General features: G+C 45.3%; 22 protein-coding genes. 7 read left to right on the top strand and 15 right to left on the bottom strand.

What is annotated here, in order from left to right; genetic code table 11:
• Nucleotides 1-30: 30 nt before the first annotated feature.
• From K7R11_RS12620 to K7R11_RS12690, 15 genes are all read right to left on the bottom strand, one after another.
• On the bottom strand, nucleotides 31-969 hold the full coding sequence (locus K7R11_RS12620) for an NAD(P)H-dependent oxidoreductase (protein WP_224491097.1): 939 nt from the start codon (nucleotides 967-969) through the stop codon (nucleotides 31-33).
• An 83-nt stretch (nucleotides 970-1,052) separates the two neighbouring features.
• Nucleotides 1,053-1,511 carry an RES family NAD+ phosphorylase gene (locus K7R11_RS12625; RefSeq protein ID WP_224491098.1) on the bottom strand — a complete coding sequence of 153 codons (459 nt, stop codon included), beginning with the start codon at nucleotides 1,509-1,511 and terminating at the stop codon, nucleotides 1,053-1,055.
• Entirely contained in the window at nucleotides 1,511-2,023 is a 513-nt protein-coding gene (gene parS, locus K7R11_RS12630; RefSeq protein ID WP_224491099.1) for a type II RES/Xre toxin-antitoxin system antitoxin, read from the bottom strand. The genes K7R11_RS12625 and parS overlap by 1 nt, the downstream gene beginning before the upstream one ends.
• A 178-nt stretch (nucleotides 2,024-2,201) precedes the next feature.
• The gene (locus tag K7R11_RS12635; RefSeq protein ID WP_224491100.1) at nucleotides 2,202-3,629 is read right to left on the bottom strand and encodes a S41 family peptidase; all 1,428 of its coding nucleotides are present in this window, start codon (nucleotides 3,627-3,629) and stop codon (nucleotides 2,202-2,204) included.
• A 60-nt stretch (nucleotides 3,630-3,689) separates the two neighbouring features.
• Nucleotides 3,690-4,562 carry a sulfate/molybdate ABC transporter ATP-binding protein gene (locus K7R11_RS12640; protein WP_224491101.1) on the bottom strand — a complete coding sequence of 291 codons (873 nt, stop codon included), beginning with the start codon at nucleotides 4,560-4,562 and terminating at the stop codon, nucleotides 3,690-3,692.
• A complete protein-coding gene (gene modB / locus K7R11_RS12645; RefSeq protein WP_224491102.1) occupies nucleotides 4,559-5,230 on the bottom strand; it encodes a molybdate ABC transporter permease subunit in 672 nt (223 codons plus the stop codon). The genes K7R11_RS12640 and modB overlap by 4 nt, the downstream gene beginning before the upstream one ends.
• Nucleotides 5,227-5,631, bottom strand: coding sequence for a TOBE domain-containing protein (locus tag K7R11_RS12650; RefSeq protein WP_224491103.1), 405 nt, complete (start codon nucleotides 5,629-5,631; stop codon nucleotides 5,227-5,229). The genes modB and K7R11_RS12650 overlap by 4 nt, the downstream gene beginning before the upstream one ends.
• A complete protein-coding gene (gene modA / locus K7R11_RS12655) occupies nucleotides 5,624-6,403 on the bottom strand; it encodes a molybdate ABC transporter substrate-binding protein (RefSeq protein WP_224491104.1) in 780 nt (259 codons plus the stop codon). The genes K7R11_RS12650 and modA overlap by 8 nt, the downstream gene beginning before the upstream one ends.
• Before the next feature lie 308 nt (nucleotides 6,404-6,711).
• Nucleotides 6,712-7,536 carry a class I SAM-dependent methyltransferase gene (locus K7R11_RS12660; protein WP_224491105.1) on the bottom strand — a complete coding sequence of 275 codons (825 nt, stop codon included), beginning with the start codon at nucleotides 7,534-7,536 and terminating at the stop codon, nucleotides 6,712-6,714.
• 133 nt (nucleotides 7,537-7,669) lie between these two features.
• Nucleotides 7,670-8,170: an O-acetyl-ADP-ribose deacetylase gene (locus tag K7R11_RS12665; RefSeq protein WP_224491106.1), complete on the bottom strand. Its 501-nt coding sequence runs from the start codon at nucleotides 8,168-8,170 to the stop codon at nucleotides 7,670-7,672.
• A 103-nt stretch (nucleotides 8,171-8,273) separates the two neighbouring features.
• Entirely contained in the window at nucleotides 8,274-8,870 is a 597-nt protein-coding gene (locus tag K7R11_RS12670) for an RDD family protein (protein ID WP_224491107.1), read from the bottom strand.
• A 144-nt stretch (nucleotides 8,871-9,014) separates the two neighbouring features.
• Nucleotides 9,015-9,548, bottom strand: a complete 534-nt coding sequence (locus K7R11_RS12675) for a flavodoxin domain-containing protein (RefSeq protein WP_224491108.1) — start codon at nucleotides 9,546-9,548, stop codon at nucleotides 9,015-9,017.
• Between the two features lie 208 nt (nucleotides 9,549-9,756).
• On the bottom strand, nucleotides 9,757-10,095 hold the full coding sequence (locus tag K7R11_RS12680; protein WP_224491109.1) for a TfoX/Sxy family protein: 339 nt from the start codon (nucleotides 10,093-10,095) through the stop codon (nucleotides 9,757-9,759).
• A gap of 18 nt (nucleotides 10,096-10,113) precedes the next feature.
• Nucleotides 10,114-10,665, bottom strand: a complete 552-nt coding sequence (locus tag K7R11_RS12685; RefSeq protein WP_224491110.1) for a GNAT family N-acetyltransferase — start codon at nucleotides 10,663-10,665, stop codon at nucleotides 10,114-10,116.
• A 23-nt stretch (nucleotides 10,666-10,688) separates the two neighbouring features.
• Nucleotides 10,689-11,729 (bottom strand): acetamidase/formamidase family protein, encoded by a 1,041-nt coding sequence (locus K7R11_RS12690; protein WP_224491111.1) that lies wholly within the window; start codon nucleotides 11,727-11,729, stop codon nucleotides 10,689-10,691.
• A gap of 235 nt (nucleotides 11,730-11,964) precedes the next feature.
• Here K7R11_RS12690 and K7R11_RS12695 point away from each other — a divergent pair, with 235 nt between their 5' ends.
• The 7 genes from K7R11_RS12695 to K7R11_RS12725 all read left to right on the top strand — a co-directional run bounded on the left by K7R11_RS12695 (nucleotide 11,965) and on the right by K7R11_RS12725 (nucleotide 17,573).
• Nucleotides 11,965-12,567, top strand: a complete 603-nt coding sequence (locus K7R11_RS12695) for a flavin reductase (RefSeq protein WP_224491112.1) — start codon at nucleotides 11,965-11,967, stop codon at nucleotides 12,565-12,567.
• On the top strand, nucleotides 12,564-13,739 hold the full coding sequence (locus K7R11_RS12700; RefSeq protein WP_224491113.1) for a M20 family metallopeptidase: 1,176 nt from the start codon (nucleotides 12,564-12,566) through the stop codon (nucleotides 13,737-13,739). The genes K7R11_RS12695 and K7R11_RS12700 overlap by 4 nt, the downstream gene beginning before the upstream one ends.
• Nucleotides 13,736-14,758 (top strand): hypothetical protein, encoded by a 1,023-nt coding sequence (locus tag K7R11_RS12705; protein WP_224491114.1) that lies wholly within the window; start codon nucleotides 13,736-13,738, stop codon nucleotides 14,756-14,758. The genes K7R11_RS12700 and K7R11_RS12705 overlap by 4 nt, the downstream gene beginning before the upstream one ends.
• Before the next feature lie 318 nt (nucleotides 14,759-15,076).
• The gene (locus tag K7R11_RS12710; protein ID WP_224491115.1) at nucleotides 15,077-15,289 is read left to right on the top strand and encodes a hypothetical protein; all 213 of its coding nucleotides are present in this window, start codon (nucleotides 15,077-15,079) and stop codon (nucleotides 15,287-15,289) included.
• 93 nt (nucleotides 15,290-15,382) lie between these two features.
• The gene (locus K7R11_RS12715) at nucleotides 15,383-15,568 is read left to right on the top strand and encodes a hypothetical protein (protein ID WP_224491116.1); all 186 of its coding nucleotides are present in this window, start codon (nucleotides 15,383-15,385) and stop codon (nucleotides 15,566-15,568) included.
• Between the two features lie 82 nt (nucleotides 15,569-15,650).
• Nucleotides 15,651-16,733 (top strand): flavin monoamine oxidase family protein, encoded by a 1,083-nt coding sequence (locus K7R11_RS12720; protein ID WP_224491117.1) that lies wholly within the window; start codon nucleotides 15,651-15,653, stop codon nucleotides 16,731-16,733.
• Between the two features lie 75 nt (nucleotides 16,734-16,808).
• Entirely contained in the window at nucleotides 16,809-17,573 is a 765-nt protein-coding gene (locus K7R11_RS12725; RefSeq protein WP_224491118.1) for a DUF6090 family protein, read from the top strand.
• The last annotated feature ends 245 nt before the right edge of the window (nucleotides 17,574-17,818 follow it).

A 17,818-nucleotide genomic window follows, 5' to 3' on the forward strand; every position in this document is an offset into this window, starting at 1 on the left:
TAACTGAGATGTGGTCGGACGAATTTACTATTATTTTTTGCATTCTGAAGGGTGGTCATAAAAGTAATCCATTCCGGGTTTAAGGGTGGTGAGTTCTACCGTATGACCATCCGGATCCTTTATATAAAGGGAAAGGAAGAAAAAGTGATCCTGCTCATTAACATTGATATTCTGATGCTCAAAATATCGCCTGGCACCTTCAAACTCCTCATAAGGGATGTGAAATGCGAAATGATCCACGCAGGGGGTGGGTATGTCCATATCGCCCTTTCCCTTTTTCTTTAAAGGGAAAAGCGCTACCCCCGAGGTGCCGGCCATCATAAATACTGGAAATGGGCCCCACTCCTGGAATCTGTAAGGTTTAAGTCCCAGGATGTTGCTGTACCAGTTGCAGGAAAGGTCGAGGTCGCGCACTCTTATAGCCACATGATCGAGAAAACGGGGTTGAAAAGGCAATGCTTTTTCTTCAGGAGATATTTTGCGGTTCAACTGGTTAAAAAAGCGTTCTGCAGTTTGATGTACATCGGTTCCCCTGACGAAGTGGGCCGTGGCCGCCAGATGCATCCCGAGATAGGTGGCTGTTTGCTGAAATGGCAACCAAAAGGCCTCCCCGAGATTGTTTCCGTTGGAACAACTTATAACAGCCATGTGCTTATCCTTAAGTCCAATACCGGTAGGCTTATCAATGGTGAGAAGGTCGCTAAGTCTGTCAAAGAAAACCTTCATGATCCCACTCATTGCATACCAGTATACCGGCGTTGCAAACACGATCCTCTGGTATTGGTCAACGATTTTTTCCATCAGGGGTAGAAAATCATCGTTCCTGTTTTCATGATCGTAATCGTAATGGGAGATGTCGTAATCCCTGAGATCGATCAGGTCCCAATGGCCCCGGTTCGCCAGGGTAGTTGCGATACGATAGGTTTCTCCCTCCTTACGGGCACTGCCGGTTATGATTACTGTTTTCATAAACGAATGTATGTTGATGTCAGCTTTCTAATTATGGTATGGAAACTGACTGTGCTGTTATCGGATTTTTAAATTAGGATGTTTTATGGAAAGAGACGGTGATCTATTGGGAAATCCGTTATTTCACATATCCTGATCTTCTCCATATCCGGGTGATTAGGGTTGATAAGAAAATTATACTCCCCGGGAACAACCGCAGAGGGGACCTTACACACCACTTCCTTTTTTTCGTGTATGAATGCATCGCCCATCAGGCGGGTTTCCATGATATGAGGAAACCGGTTCCAGTTGGCCGGCAGGTCTGCTTCCGGGATCTGGCTGATCTCCAGGCTGTCCGGTATTTCGATCTCCATCATGACATAGCCAGAGGGCAGGGTGCCAACAGAAAAATGTACAGCCACTTCTGCAAGGGCTAAGGCCCTGTTCTGAGCGGTGTAGATCATTTCCACCCCTTTGGAATTCCATCGGTTGGAGGATAATGCCGCTCCGTGACCACTAAGTTGTTGCGCATATTTCTTGCGGTTTAGCCGGTATACTCTCATCAGGCAAATATTCCGTGATCGATCCTGTTAAGTTCATTCATCACGAGTTCCTTTCCGTAGGAATCCCGCAATAATTCGGCAGGTTTTAATTGCCCCAGGGCAAAACAGGGAGTTTTCAACCATAGATAAAACTGTTCTGAAGAATCAAAAACTGACTTCCCCTTGTAGGTGACCTCTGCCAATTCAATGATCTTTTCGGTATGTATGGGCTTAAACAAATAAGCAGGGTCGTTTTTATGACGTAAAAGGGTTTTTCTTGAAATATTGAGATAGGCAGCCCAGTCTTCCTCACTAAAAGGGGTAGCCTCCCTGATCACTGCGAATAAACGATAAGGAATGCCCTCACGTATCGAGCGTATAATGAGCATCTTGTTATTCAGGAAATCGGAATAGGTGAAATTTTTATCTGCCGTTATGGCCGTATCTCCGATCTTTCTGAGGTAGGTTCGTATGGCCTTGTCCAGCGCCTTGTGTCCGGTTCCGTAATCATTTTCTAAGGGTTGCGCATTCATAATTGGAAATTTGTCTATAAAAATAAGACAATTGTCCTGAATTTCCCAGAAAGTCCTGTTTTAAATTTATGTACAGAATAGCCTTCATAGCATAGGTCTGTAATGCATCTTTTATTCTTAGTAGACAAATATGCAAATACATTCCCGGAGATTCGTGTCACCTAAGTTGTCCTTTTACCTACCATGTCCGGGAATTCCTTATCAGCTCTATAATATTTTCGGTGTCTTGTTGCGTATGTGTCATAATATGCCGGAAGAATGTCTGTCTGTCTGCATCATATTGCAGGGTAATATGCGGTGGTACACCGGTAAATTGGTAACAGTTGCCCTCCATGTCGAAATACTTCTCATTGGAGAGTGAGAAGTACCATCCGTTGGGCAGTTGTTTTTCCAGTGCATCAGAAAGGGCGCCCTGGGTAGGTGTACCCATTCTAATAAATTGAGGGAGTTCGAGGGAAGCCAGGGTAAGAAAGTCGGCAGCACTTGCCGACTGGCGGGAAGTAAGCAGGAATACGGGATGAAGATATGGATTTTCTGAAGCCGGCAGCATAAGGGTTTGCAGATCGGTGAATGTATTCCCATAGCGGGCTTGCTTCCGGGCAACAGCACGGGGTTCAGCATTAAATCTTTTAAGGATTTCCAGGCTTACCAGATCCTGACCGCCTCCGTTAAAACGAATATCCATGATCAAGGCTTTAGTGTCCTTCAGGTCGGCCATCACGGTATCCAAGAGGATGCTAACGCCCTGTCTTTCCTTTTCGATGTAATTACCTTCATAAATGGAATTCATTATGTCAGCATAGGCATCCACATGACCTATTTCTTTTATGAGGGTATCCGGTATATCCAGTTCCGCAAACAGCCACATTGCCTTAATCTGCAGGTAGCCAATACTGTCCCGGAGCGTACCCCAACGCATCAGAGTGGTATTTCGGGTGTATTCTTTTTCGAGGAAGAAATCTGAAGCCCTGTCTGCAACCTGGAAATCGCCGTAGATTTTTTCATTTTCCTCTTTCCCGGAGGTTACTGTATCCCTTTGTTCCCTGAGGAGTTCAGAGACACCCTCGGAAGCCTCCACATACCCGTGGTTGTCGCCGAGGGTATTTAAGATATCCTCCATAACCCGGAGTAGTTGTACTTCAGTAGGTTCCTTTTTTAGGATGGTTTTCGCTTTGAGATATATGTCTTCCCACGAAACCGGAGATAGGGCAAAGTAGGCGTAGTGGTCTTTTACTGTAGCGGCAAAATATTCAAAATTCAACATGATATCCGTCTGGGGCTGTATGAACCTTGTGTTACGACAGGATTCCGGAGATTCCAGGTCCTTTACGAAGTGGTATGTACTTGTCCCTTTTTTTAGTGTTAAGGTATCCGAACGCAATTCGAGAAAGGGATGGATGGCACTCCTTTTGCCTACTTGTCGCATGATACACCCTGCAGGACTGTGATCATAAAAAGTGTATTGGTCATGATGCAGCTCAAGGGTAAGGCCATATCCTACGGAGTGCCATGCCCCTTCGAGACTATCTGATCCGGTGGACTCCTCTTCACAGGAAATAAAAAGAAGGAGCATTATGATGTGAAGTGTCCTTAATCCGTGTATCATTCAACCGATATTTACCATAAGGATGTAATCCTGCAGGGAATGTTACAATACTTTAATGATTTAAATCTTAATCAGAATGGGGTTAAATGCCTTAGAAGCCACAATGACCTTGTCTCCAGGTTTCAGGTGCTCGATTTCATCGTGCTGTGCAATGATCCTTACGATATCATGATTTATGAGGACGTTCACCAGGTAGATCACCTCCTGTTTTTCAATGGACAGGACTTCGCCGGTAAATTGAAACTTACCGCTGAGTTTATTTTTAGAAAACATCTCGAGTGGGGCGCCAGTGTTGATCACCTTACCATGTTCGAGATGAATAACCTGGTTCGCCAGCTTATGAATTTCTCCAATATCGTGAGTTACCATGATGGTGGTAAGCTCGTATTTTTTGTGCACCATAAGCAGGTGGTCCTGGAGTTTTGAACGGTTTCTGGTATCCAATGCCGAAAGGGGCTCATCCAAAAGTAAAATATCGGGTTTTTGCACCAGGGCACGGGCGAGGGCCACACGTTGTTTCTGACCCCCGGAAAGGGTGTCGGGTAGCTCATTTTGTAAATTAGTAAGGCCGGTAACCGCAATAAGTTCATTAACGATTTGCGGATCCTGCTTTTTTTGAAGGGCAAATTCCAGATTTTTTCGAACATTCAGATGCGGAAATAGGGCATAATCCTGAAATACAAACCCTATCTTTCTTTGCTGTGGCCTGAGGTTCACCTTGTGCTCTGAATCATACCACACCTTACCATGTACCTCAATCTTTCCTTTTCCCGGAGAAAGTAATCCTGCCAGCATGCGCAATACGGAGGTTTTACCCGCACCGGATTCACCGTAAAGGGCTATGAACTGTCCTTGCCCGATTTGAATATCCAGGTCGAGTAACATGGGACCGGAGGCAGCGCGAAGCGATTTTTCGACGTTCATTCTTATCATTTCCAAAATCGTTTAAAAAAGCCTCCGTTCACCAGGTAAACCAGGAGTAAAATAGCAAAGGTGATCACAAACAGGATGGCCGAATAGTAATTCGCGTTGTCGTAATTCATAGCCTCCACTTCGTCGTATATGGCAATGGAAGCTACCTTGGTTTTTCCGGGTATATTTCCTCCGATCATGAGCACCACCCCAAACTCCCCGACGGTGTGGGCAAATCCTAAAATGATCGCCGTAAGCAGGGAAGAACGTATGTTGGGTAGTAATATGCGAAAAAGAGTAGTGATCCTTGATTTCCCCATCAGGTATGCAGCTTCCCTTAGCGATGGGGGAGCGGCTGAAAGTCCCGAGCTGATAGGATGTACCACAAAAGGAAGACTGTAGATCATGGAGGCGACCACCAGGCCGGAGAATGAAAATACCAGACGTATTCCAAACCAATCATTTAGCCAGGCACCAAATGCGTTATTTGGGCTAAAAGCCAGAAGAAAATAGAACCCCAGAACGGTTGGGGGTAAAACCAGGGGCATACTAATGAGGGCTTCCACAACCGGTTTTAAGCGAAACTTACTATAGGCCAGCCAGTAAGCCATTGGGATGGAGATGACCAGCAGTAAAACGGTGGTTACGGTGGCCAGTTTAAAGGTTAATACCAGGGGTTCCCAATTCATTTAGCTGTGAGCATAATTTCGTTAAACTTTACTAGGGACAAAACAGATTGTCCCTCCTCAAGTCGTAATTCTTCAAGTGCTGCCGAGGGTAAGATTCCGGTAATAACAGCTTCGGCACACTGCAGCTCCACCCGGGTCATAAGCCGGCCGGATTCTATACTTTTAATGACGCATGGGATCTTGTTGCTGATGCTTATGGCAGGATTGGGATCTGTGCTTAGAATGACCTCGGTTTCCTTGAAAACGGCATCCACAGGGTGCCCCTGTTCCAGGTAGGTGGCAGTACCGGGAGTTTCGATCACAATAGCCCTGATTTGTATCGATGGGGATACAGCAATGGTGACTATGGAAAGATCCCCTGCAGTTTCTATATCCAAAATATGTCCTGACAATCTATTCATCCACGGAATACCCATACCTGCGTAAGATTTTTTGAGCAGGTTCTGAGTTTAGAAATTTACAAAAAAGGATTTCTTTACTGTAATCTCCCTTAGGATTTTTAATGATAACCACACCTTGTTCTATCGCATCGTAGGTTCTGGAATCGATATCCTTCCATTTTCCCTTGTCCCTGAGAGCAGGAGACACTACGACAGATTTGGCTGTGATTCCAGCGTCTGCAGTCTGTGTGGCAATAAATTGATTGGTTTGAGCGATACTTTCTCCAAATACGAGTTTTCCTTTGACCTTATTATAAACTCCGCTGGAACGAAGGGCCTGCACGGCTGCAATACCATAAGGTGCCAGTTGCGGATTTGCAATGGCGATATGTTCCACCTTTTCATTTGTCAGGTTCTCAAAACTGGGGTCCAATTCCTTATCCATGGTCCAGATCACAATTTTACCATAGGCATATACCTGGGGTGTACTGGCAGCCAACCCTTGCTTTTCGACCTCCATGGGGTATTTCATATCGGCAGAAACCAGGAGATTAAAGGGAGCGCCTTCCCTGATCTGTGCTGTTAACTGGCCTGATGCACCTGTGATCATCTCACAATCGATCCCGGCAGTATTAAAAAAAGCTTCCGTAAGCTCTTCCATGGCAAACTGCATATTCGAAGCGACTGCAATACGCATTTTCTTTTCGGGTTCAGGAAGCCTGCAACCGGAAAAAAGAATAATGCAGAACAGCATCGCTAAAAGAATTCGCTGTGTTTTGTTAATTATTGCCATTTCAGGGGACGTTTAGCGCTAAAAAGGTGTTGACAAACACACTTAGATCCATCCCTGACCGGGGAGTCTTAAGTGTGTAAACCGTTGATCTAAAGTAAGAAAAGTATTTGTATTATCTGCTGTAAAGAACCCTTAATGGATGGTTCAGGATGTTCAACCGGTAGTAAAAGGGTGCAAAAAGTGATTTGGATCAACCTGTGACGGAAAGGCAGGGTCTGGTTTTGCACCTTCAGAAATTTAAGCACTTATGATAAAATTCAAAGAGATTGCCTCAGAAACTTTTCATGAGCTTAAAACGTAGAAGTGATTCAGGAAGTTCGGGTCAGGACGTAAAATTGTTCGTTGATGATCATATCCGGTTTATGACGAGGTTGGTAGCCGGAAGTATCGGCCATCGAATAGAAATCCTGATGGTCGCTGAGACGATAGGAGGGAAGCTGCTTATAAAACGTATCTTCCACGGTTTGATAATGAACCGGTGCATGCGGATCTCCGGAAACCGATTTTATAAACTGCAGTAATCTTTGAAATGCAAGGTTTCCTGTGTCTTCCTGGCGAAAGGATACGCTTCCTAAAGTGTCATTCGGAGCCTGGATCTCGCGAAACAGGTTAAAAAGGTCATCAGTTTGCTCCCCATTTAAAAAGAACAACACACCTTCGAGCAAAATGAAGCTCGAAGCCGTTCCTTTTATGCTCCTGATCTTTTCCAGTAGTACACTAAAATCATCGGACCCGAAGTTGCACCCAATATGATGAATATCCCGTTGCGGAAGGGTGTTCTTCTTTTGCCAGTAGTCAATTCTTTGCTGCTTGTAATCGATCACATTTGGGAGATCGATTTCAATATGTTTCAGGGTGTCCGGCAGCAGAAAAGGGTACATACTGAATCCACAACCAAAATTGATAAGAAATTCGACCTGATTATGCTTAACCAGATGTTTAAGGGTATCCAGAAAAAAACGGTTGCGCAGGCTGTGGGCTACCGATTCTTCCGGGGTCACATCCTGAAGATACTGCTGACTAAGTTCGCGAATGGGCTCGTCGATCCATAACCGGGCATAAGGGTCCTGGCTTAATTCCTCATGCATAGCTCTGAATGCACAGGTAACAAACGCCGTTTCATGTACTTCCATTGGATTACTGATTAGGTTATTGTAAAACTAAGCATTAAAATGAAATGATCTGTTGTCCCTGTTTAAAAGATGGTTCAGGAAATTCTCAGGTTGAAGGTAAGGTCATACCAAAGCACTAATATCAGGAACGAAATTAGTTTTGTCCTAAAGCAGTTTTATAAATGGAATAGTTCTCTTCATCAAAACATACAAAGACCACTTTTTTCAGGTGTTCCGGGGTAAAGTTCTTTACAGTGGTCAGGGCGATGCTGGCCGCCTCTTTTTTGGGAAATCCGTAAACACCGGTGCTGATATTGGGAAAGGCAATAGATTGAAGTTTATGGGCGTCAGCCAGTTTTAAACTGTTGCGATAGGAGTTTTCCAAAAGCCGCGTTTCATTTTGGTCTCCGCCCTGCCAGACAGGGCCGGGGGTATGGATAACGACCCTTGCAGGAAGTTGGCCTGCCGGGGTTAATACCGCTTCCCCTGTTTTGCATCCTCCGATCTTTTTGCAGGCCTCCAAAATAGCCGGTCCGCCCGCCCTGTGTATTGCCCCATCCACCCCGCCGCCACCTAGCAGGGAGGTATTGGCTGCATTGACGATGGCATCCACAGATTGCCGGGTGATGTCTCCTTTGATCAGTTCGATTTCCATAGTAATGACTTCCTGTTTGCAGTAAAGTTACGGAACCCTTTTCTACTTTGTTATCTGCCTGCAAATACATAGGCGGCTTTCCTCAGTTAGCTCCTGGAAATGATCAGCGGGTTCTGATAACCCTGGTTTTTGAAATGGAGTCGTGCAATCCTCTGGATTCTTCCCCCAAAAAAGAGAAGGCCTCAAAAGGTATAAAACGGCAAAGCGATCTTTTAAGAATGGTCTCAAATCCGGGTTGCTCCCCGTCAAGGGTTACCACCCTGGTTCGGGTAATGAATTTGGCCGGAGTTCTGCCCGTGAGTGTTTCGAAGAAGGTAAAATACAGCATTCCAAACAGAAAGCCTAAAGAGAGTTCTACCAGTAAATTATTGGTTTCAAAGATCTGTAATCCTGCCGGGTAGAAAACACCCATGAGCAGTCCCAGAAGCATCCCTCCAAAAAAAGAGAAAATAAGGTTAAAGAAATAATCCAGAAGTAAATTGGCAACGCGCAACGATTTGGATGCCGTCTGGGCCTCCAGCTCCTTTTCCCGTGTTTGTACTTCTTCCTTTTGCACAAGTTCCTGGTTTACATCGTAATGCTCGCAGTGTTCCTCGAAGTTCGCCTTCTCTTGAGTGATTCCACATATAATACCATATTTAATATCAAAAGTCTGGTGGTTACAGGTCTTGCAAAAGCGAAGTTGTTCTTCTCTGGTCATAGGTTTAAGATTAATAGTACTCCGGAAGCTGGGGTAGCATTTTTGGTTTGAAGGGGAAATATATAAATTATATGCTATATAATTAAAGGTTTTATTTGCTGAATTTTGGAAATTTACGAGACTGATTTTTGAAGTTTCAAGATTTTAATCAGTGCCAGAGATTTCAAAGTCTGCTATAGAAGCTTTGAGTTCGTCCCAGTTGGTATATTCATAATCAGAAGCTGTATCTACGGTAATGCCCTGCCGTTTGGCCATCAGTCGCATCACGAGTCGTTTAAAATAGTCATATTTCGTAAACCGAAGGGCCCCGGCCAGGTACCATATCTTATCGGGCTTCCAGCCGGTTTGCTCCAGAAATTTGCCGGTCATCGAATAGACCTCTTCCTGCTCTTCTGCAATATGCGATGCCATGGCCATCCCAACGGAAAAAAACGCAGACTTTTTATGATTCAGTGCAGCACTATGTTGCAGTATGTATTGTTTTACCGCATTGTGATAGGAATTCGTGTGAATCGAACTTCCAATAATAATGGCCTCATAGGCATCCGGACCCGGGGGTTCTTCGGTCGCATCTGCGATGGTGGCCTGATGTCCGGATTCGTCCAGGACGGTCTCGATGAACCTTGCGATCTTACGGGTTTGACCCTCTCCTGTGCCGTATACAATTAAATATTTCATGGGTTTCACAATTTGATCTTATTTTACCTCCATTTTCTGAGCAGGCAATCCTGAAAATAAGATGGGGCTGTGAACCAAAGGGGGGAGCAGCAAGATATAAAAAGTGACAGGAGCGGGGACTGACCAAAATCATATTTTGGGTTGTAGATATCTCAGTTAAGAAGAGATATATTTTAAAGGATAAAGCAGATAATGGAGATGAAATACCCTAGTGCTCCAGGTTAAATTCGAGGGCTTTTTCTACCCAAAAGTCCAGATCTTTGTCGGTGTCAAAGCCTTCCGGATCTATAAACAGGAACCCTCTCATGACCTTCCCGGTAAAATCCATTTCACGGCTGCCTTTTTTAAGGCGCAGGGCTTCTTCTCTGGCCTTGCCTACCCGCACCATGAGGCGGTCGTTCCCGGTGTTTTTATCACGGTCGATACCAAGGCACATCTTTCCGTTCACCATAAAGATGAGGCCACCCATCATCTTTTTTTCTTCAATGGGGTACCTATTGGTTAACCTTTGTCGTATGCGTTCGGCAAGATAGTCGCTGTAAGCCATTATTCGGGAATTTAAAATTCAGCTGTTCCAGTTCCAAAGGATGAGGTGCCAGTTATCTGTAGTATCGCGATACCGCAGCAGGGTTTGGAAGCCTGTTTTTTCATGAGCCCTGAGTGATCTTGGATTTCCTTCAGAAACCTCGGTAATGATATGATCGTACCGCCCGGAATAAAACTTCCTATGACCCTCATACAGTTTTGTGAACACCCCGGTACCGCGGTAGTACTTATCGACGCAGATCTGTCCCATGATGTAATAAGCACTGTCTTTAAGGGCTGAGCCTTCAAATGACAATCCATCTAACTTTTCAAACATGGACTCCAGTACAGGAAGCCTGTTTCTCAGATTCGGTGTCATACAAAGGGCGTACCCCACCACCTTTTTATTTACTACGGCAATAATATGCTTTAGTTCCCGGTTCATTTCCTCAAGCAGTTCAGGAGTGTGTTTTACAGTAAGAAAACCTTCGGTGGTCATTTCCGATGGTGAAAGATGGTCTTTGTGATTTTCCTGCTGCAATTGCAGGATTCCATCCAGATCTTCACGGGTACAGGCTTGTCTGATTTGCATAGTTGTTAAAACGGAATCGATGATCACTGTTTGATAAATACCGCTTTCGGCATATGCATGGTAACCAGCATATGCGGGAGGTCCACTACTTCGGCGATTTGAAGATCTCCGGCAAGGGAGCACAGGGCATAGGCCTCTTCCTGCGGTAATCCCCTTTCTTTCATCAGGTATTCTACCATATAAAGCGTTGCCTTTTTTGCTGCCTCATCCAGGGTCGGGGCAAATCCTGTGGTGGCATAATAGGCGTCTGTCTCATATTGCGGTTCTTTAAGGGTTTTATCTTTGAGAACCTCGATCTGGTATACCACCCGTAAAGGCGCCTCGATAGCCGTACCACAAACCTCTCCCTGGCCTTGTACCGCATGTCCATCCCCTACAGAGAACAGACCTCCTTCTACCAGCACAGGAAAATACAAGATGGTTCCTTCGGTCATGTTCGGGTCGTCCATATTACCTCCGTTGGCCCTGGGAGGGATGGTGTTTAAGAGCTCCTCTGTGTCGGGGGCAACCCCCATAACCCCGGGAAATGGGTTTAGCTTTAAGGAGATACTGTCGTTAAGGTAGGCCCTGGATTTATCCTTACTCAGGTCATAGATTTTAAGGTATTTCGAGTTCAGGGTGTCTGCGAGAAATCCGAAACCCGGTAGGATGGCATTCCAGCCCCAATCGCCAAGTTCAATCTCGTGTAAGGTAACCTTAAGCACATCGCCGGGAGCAGCACCGTTCACGTATACCGGCCCGGTAAGCGGATGGATGGGGTCAAAACTCAGGGAATCGAGTGCTCCTAAAGTACTGTTCAGGGAGAATTGTTCATCACTGGCATCTTCGGTATAGGCTTCGATAACCGCCCCGGAATTCACCCTGAGCACAGGCAGGATGGTTTTACTGAATTTATTGTGCGTCTGATCTTTGGTAAGGGTATGATCGATCTTCAGAGGAACTTTTTGGGTTGCAATTGCAGTGCTGGCCAAGACTCCGGTATCTTTTTTACAGCTGGCGACGGAGAGAATTACAATGCAATACATCAGGAATTTTCGGAAGGTGGAGGCAAAACGATTTCTCATGTTAGTGGAATTATCAGTTCTTTATTCAGATCCCGCCGAAACGGAACGGCACTTAAAAGTTAGTCTAAATTTCACAATTATCGCTAACACTTTCTAAACCGGATATTCTTCTCCTGTTATGTAACCATCTAAGATTGCCTGATTTGTTTCCGGGAAAGGTTCAAAACACTAACAAATATCATAATTTTTCTATGTAATGAATTTTACCTTTAAGGGAAACCTGAAGAGTTAGCGCATGAAAACGGATACATTAACCCCATTGGACCTGTCCATTCCCGTTTGGGACCAGACTTTTATTGTAGCACCCCTCGTAGTTATCGGTACTAAAGAGGGAGACGATTACGATATGGCGCCTAAACACATGGTAACTCCCCTGGGATTTGACAATTTCTTCGGTTTTGTATGCACCCCCGACCACAGTACGTATCACAACGTGATTAAACACAAGAGTTTTACGGTAAGCTTTCCCCTTCCGGGAGGTGTAACGGCAACATCACTCACCGCTTCCCCGAGAAGCAGCGGCTTATCAAAAGTAAAACCCGTGATCCGGTCCCTGGCAACGGTTAAAGCCAGAAAAGTGGATGCCCTTCTTTTGGAGGACGCCTATCTCCAGCTGGAATGCTCCATGTTTAAGATCATTGATGGCTTTGGACGCAACAGCCTGATCACAGGCACAATTAAAGCGGCCTATGTTAACCCGGAGTATAAAAAGGTGTCTGACCGCGATGAGCAGGAACAGCTGGCCAAAAATGGGCTGCTCACCTATATCGCACCCGGACGGTTTACGGTAATACGCGACACCTATAATTTTCCTTTTCCCAAAGAATTCAGAAAATGAATAATCAACAGGACATAGCGCGCCAGATAAGTTCTTATATCACGAATTCTGAGGAAGAAATGATAAAAACCCTCGAGAAGCTGGTGCGCACTGAGTCGCCATCAAAGCAACCTGAGGTATTTCCCAGGATCCTGGATTTTCTGAGTAAGGAGTTGAATGTTTTGGGTTATGAGGCCTTTCGGTTTCCCGGAAAGAATACCGGGGGATTTCTTTTTGCCCATCCGAAGAAACGCAGGAAACACAACCCTGTTCAGCTGCTCGTCGGGCATTGTGATACGGTGTGGAAAACAGATACCCTTTTGTCCATGCCCTTCCAGGAAGCGGAAGACCGGATCTCCGGCCCCGGGGCATATGATATGAAAGCGGGGATCACCCAGATCCTGTATGCATTAAAAACCCTGAAGGTTCTGAAACTCAAACCGGAACTTACCCCTGTAATTTTTATAAATACGGATGAGGAGATCGGTAGCAGGGAATCAAAGAAGGCGCTGGCAAGACTGGCCCGGATAGCCCGTAGGGCATTTATTCTGGAACCTCCCCTTGGGCCTGAAGGAAAACTCAAAACCGAACGAAAAGGGGTGGGGCGATTTCTTCTGAAGGTGAAGGGAAAGGCAGCCCATGCAGGTCTGGACCCCGAAAAGGGGATCAGCGCAATCGTGGAATTATCCCACCAGGTTCAGAAGCTTTATGCTATGAACGATCCCGACAGGGGAATAACCGTGAATGTGGGTATGATCAGTGGAGGTGTTTCCCCCAATGTGATTGCCCCGGAGAGCAGTGCAGAAATAGATGTAAGGGTGAACAATGAAAAGGATGGGGCCTGGATCACCAAAAAAATACTCGGACTCACCCCGGATCTCCCGGATAGTGAATTGTACATTGAAGGGGGGATAGGGAGGCAGCCCATGGAAGCCACAGCACGGAACCGGGCCCTTTGGGAGGCAGCCAAAAAAAATGGAAATCAACTGGGGTTGAACCTGAACCACGGAAAGGCCGGCGGCGGATCAGACGGAAATATTACCAGCTTGTATACAGCAACGCTTGATGGTCTGGGAACCCCGGGAGACGGGGCTCACGCCCCTCATGAATATATCTTTAAAAGCGGACTTATTGAACGAACCGCATTGTTAACCTTGCTTTTATTGGAACCCGATTTGAAACCAGACTCATGACACGGGAAGGCTATATATATACCACGCTCACCCGGATCTCAGATCTGGAGAAGAAGCCTTTTGAAGTGAAAAAAGTAGATCGGGACCAATGGAATACAGGCGATTATGTAGTGGCCAGGATCACAGGAATAGGAAGCTCTTCCTCAATGCTGGAGCTGCCTAATGGGCGTATGCGCGGGGTGATGGGCGGTGAACTCGTCGTGGGAGCATTGGGTATTCGTCATGCCACGCTTGAGGCTACAGGTACCTGGAAGGAAGTTGAGGAAGATGGAAATATGCATATACTTACCGGCGGGGGACTTATGGGAAAACTAACCTCTAAGTCCTTGTTTATTCCGGAAATGATCTCCATACGTTATGAGGGCCACGTGATACGAGAGGGGGTAAAGTGCATTATGGATCATTTTGTACCCCCCTGTCCAAATAAGGCATATACCATTCCTACCATACTATTTATAGGTACTTCCATGAGTGCAGGCAAAACCACCTCGGCCCGTATCGTAACTTCCCTGTTGAGCAGGGCCGGGTATAAGGTGCTGGGAGCCAAGATCACAGGTGCCGGAAGGTACAGGGATATTCTTGCTGTAAAAGATGTAGGGGCTGTAACAATTTATGATTTTGTAGATGCAGGATTACCCTCTTCCATATGTGAACCGGAGATCTATCGGGAGAAACTGCAGCATATGCTCAGTTGTATGGCAGCTTCTGATGCAGATTTTGCCGTAGTCGAGATCGGCGCCTCCCCTCTGGAGCCCTATAATGGAGATCTGGCCTATAAAGGAATAAGCGATCAGGTAAAGTGTTGTATCCTGAGCGCTTCAGACCCTTATGCTGTTTATGGACTCATGCAGGCCTTTGGCCTGAAACCAGACCTGGTAACGGGAATTTCAACCAACACCCTCGGCGGACAGGAGATGGTGGAACGTCTTTGTGGGGTACCTGCAATGAACCTGCTCGATAGCGATTCCATTCCCCGCTTAAAAAGCCTGCTGCGTCAGCGGTTGGGGGCAAAGGTGTAGAGAGTAGGAGTAGGGAGTTTGAGTTGGAGTTTGAGTTGGAGTTGGAGTTGGAGTTGGAGTTTGAGTTGGAGTTGGAGTTTGAGTTTGAGAAGGGAGAAGAGAGAAGGGAGTTTGAGTTTGAGTTTGAGTTTGAGTTGGAGTAGGGAGTAGAGAATAGAGGAGGAGGGCAAAGTGGCCTTGGAGAATGAGCCCTTTCCTAAAATAAATGGGGGGGATTTTAAAACTTCATTCATCAATAACAGGATGATACCGATTCGCCCAAATTTACAGCTATCAACCGCAGTTATAACGAAATTGAAAATTATAAAAACACATATCATGAAAACTTCTTTAATGAATTACAGGCATTATTTTCTTTTTGGCATTGTGGTGATGATCTTCGGAATTATCCTGGCTACCACATGGCTGGGTAATGATATCACAGCCCTTGGAAGCGGATTAATCGCCTTTGGGGCCCTGTTGGTGATCATTGGGGTCAAACAAATATGGGATAATACAGAATACCGCAATCATTTGGGTGACCACTGGTGACCTTCCGGGGTATAATCTTTCTTATTGCAGGTCTGTAATCAAATTACCCCTAAGGAAACAACATGTTCCTGAGGGTTCAAAACGATGACAATCATGAAGGGTGATGATGAAAAATACCGGCGCTACCTGCTTTTTGGAATGTTGCTGATTTCCCTGGGTATTGTATTCAACACAACGCTCAGGGAGATTTCCCATTCCTTTGGGATCGTACTCATCGGCTTCGGCGGCTTACTTTTTATTAAGGGGATGAAGATGAAAGGAGAGCAGGATAACGACTAGGAAATTCAACGAAATCTCCAGTAACGTATTCATTGACGAAGAGGATGTCTTATTTTTACAGTCTAGCTGTGAATATAAGGATATGGATAACAACATAAATGATCGCATTCAAGCCGACATCGTTATCATTGGGGCCGGATTAACGGGGTTATCCCTGAATTATTTTCTGCGAAACAGTGGTTTACGCGTATGTATAGTCGAGGCACGGGAGCGAGCCGGTGGGCGGATATGTACGGTAAAAGAGAAAAACGAACCCACTGTGGAAATGGGAGCTACGTGGTTCGGACCCAAACATCAAAACCTGGTAGCCCTGCTTAGAGAATTAAAACTCGAAGCCTTTCCGCAACACATGGGAACCACCGCTATTTATGAGTATATGTCAACCAGTCCGCCCCAAATGGTCCGGCTGCCTGAAAATGAAGAACCAACCTATCGTATCCGGGGTGGCACACATGTGCTTATCAATACCTTGATGCAGTACCTGGAGAAGGACACCTTATTTAACGGGAGGGAGGTGCGTGATATCAAAACAGAGAATGGGCAGGTGCGAATTACCACGGGGAAGGAGACTTTTGTCGCCAAAAAGGTCGTATCCACATTACCACCTCATCTATTTCTGAACAAGATTCAAACCGACCCGCCGGTTCCCGAAAATATGCGGGAATTAATGGGACTCACTCATACATGGATGGGCGAATCCATTAAGTTCGGACTAACTTATAAGACGCCATTCTGGAAGCGCGAGGGAAGTAGCGGAACCGTTTTCAGTAATACCGGTCCGGTTACCGAGATGTATGACCATTCTGATTTTGAAGACGAACATTATGCCTTAAAGGGGTTCCTCAATGGGGTGTATTATTCGCTTTCAAAGGAAGAGCGCCTGGAAATGATCTTAGCTCAGTTGCGCAGATATTACGGGAAATCTGCAGATACCTATACCAATTACCACGAATGTGTCTGGACAAAGGAAGCCTTTACCCATTCCCCGTATGAGCGCCACGTGCTGCCCCATCAGAATAACGGACATCCTGAATATCGACAACCTCTTATGTCAGGAAAACTCTACCTGGCCGGTTCAGAGACCGCTTCCCAATTCCCGGGATATATGGATGGAGCTGTAGAGAGTGCGAAATGGGTATATCAACAACTCTGCGATAGTTTATAAGCCTGAAGTTATCCCTGTTATTTTTCCTGCATTTAATAGATTTTATTAGCTTTATTAAGATGTAAAGCTTTAAGAATGTTCAGGATATTTAGAAAAGTAAGAGAGAAACTCCTCAGAAAAGGAGCCATTGCCGCCTATTTAAAATATGCCATTGGAGAGGTTGTGCTTATCATCATGGGTATATTTCTGGCCTTACAGCTGAACAACTGGAATGAAGAACGAAAGCAGGGGGAAGAGGCTCAAAGATATATGAAAGCGCTTAGATCCGAATATCGTTCCAACCTTCAAAACCTGGAGGAGATCATGGAAATTAATACCAGAAATTTACAAAGTGCAAGAGAACTCCTGAACTATATGGGGCCCGACCCAAAGGACATTTCTGATGAAAAATTAAGTGCCTTGTATTTTGGAGTTATGGCCTGGGAAGTGGAATTCAGGCCGGGTTCCGGGGTATTGAATGAGGTGATCAATGCCGGAAAGTTGTCCATTTTTGATCATGAAGAACTTAAGGCGCTGCTGTCTTCCTGGGATGGAGAGGTACTAAAGGTAAGATTTCAGGAAGAAGAGCATGGAGCCACGAGAATGGAATTCATAGAGATTCTGAAGAATTCCGGGTTCAGTTTCCGCAAGAGCGTTTATGATAATTTCAAAGATCATTTTGGATTTGACCAGACCGACTTCAGCACGAATAATAAGAAGATATTACAGATACAAACAGTAGAAAATTCCTTGGTAAGTTTTATTGTAACCGGGGAATTGCTCCACCAGAATTACTATATGGATATTCATGAAAAAACCCTGAGAATTCTGGATATCCTGGACAGGGAACTAAGCTCCTGAGTTTGTATAGGCAAGGTTTTCTTACACTATAGATTCATTATCGATGTGATCAACTGCCCGGAACTCAGCGTAGAATCCGGTTTCTCTTAATGAAGTCATTGGATTTATTGATATTAAAACAGGATTGTCAGTTTTTTAATGATTTGATATTCAGTATTTAAGGGTTATATTTAAAGTCCTTATTCAGGATACCGGGAAGCAGTTCGTTTCTCCATCCAATTACTTCCCCTTATCCCTGAACTTCT

Origin of the sequence: Robertkochia flava (assembly GCF_020166515.1) — a bacterium.
Taxonomy (GTDB): domain Bacteria; phylum Bacteroidota; class Bacteroidia; order Flavobacteriales; family Flavobacteriaceae; genus Robertkochia; species Robertkochia flava.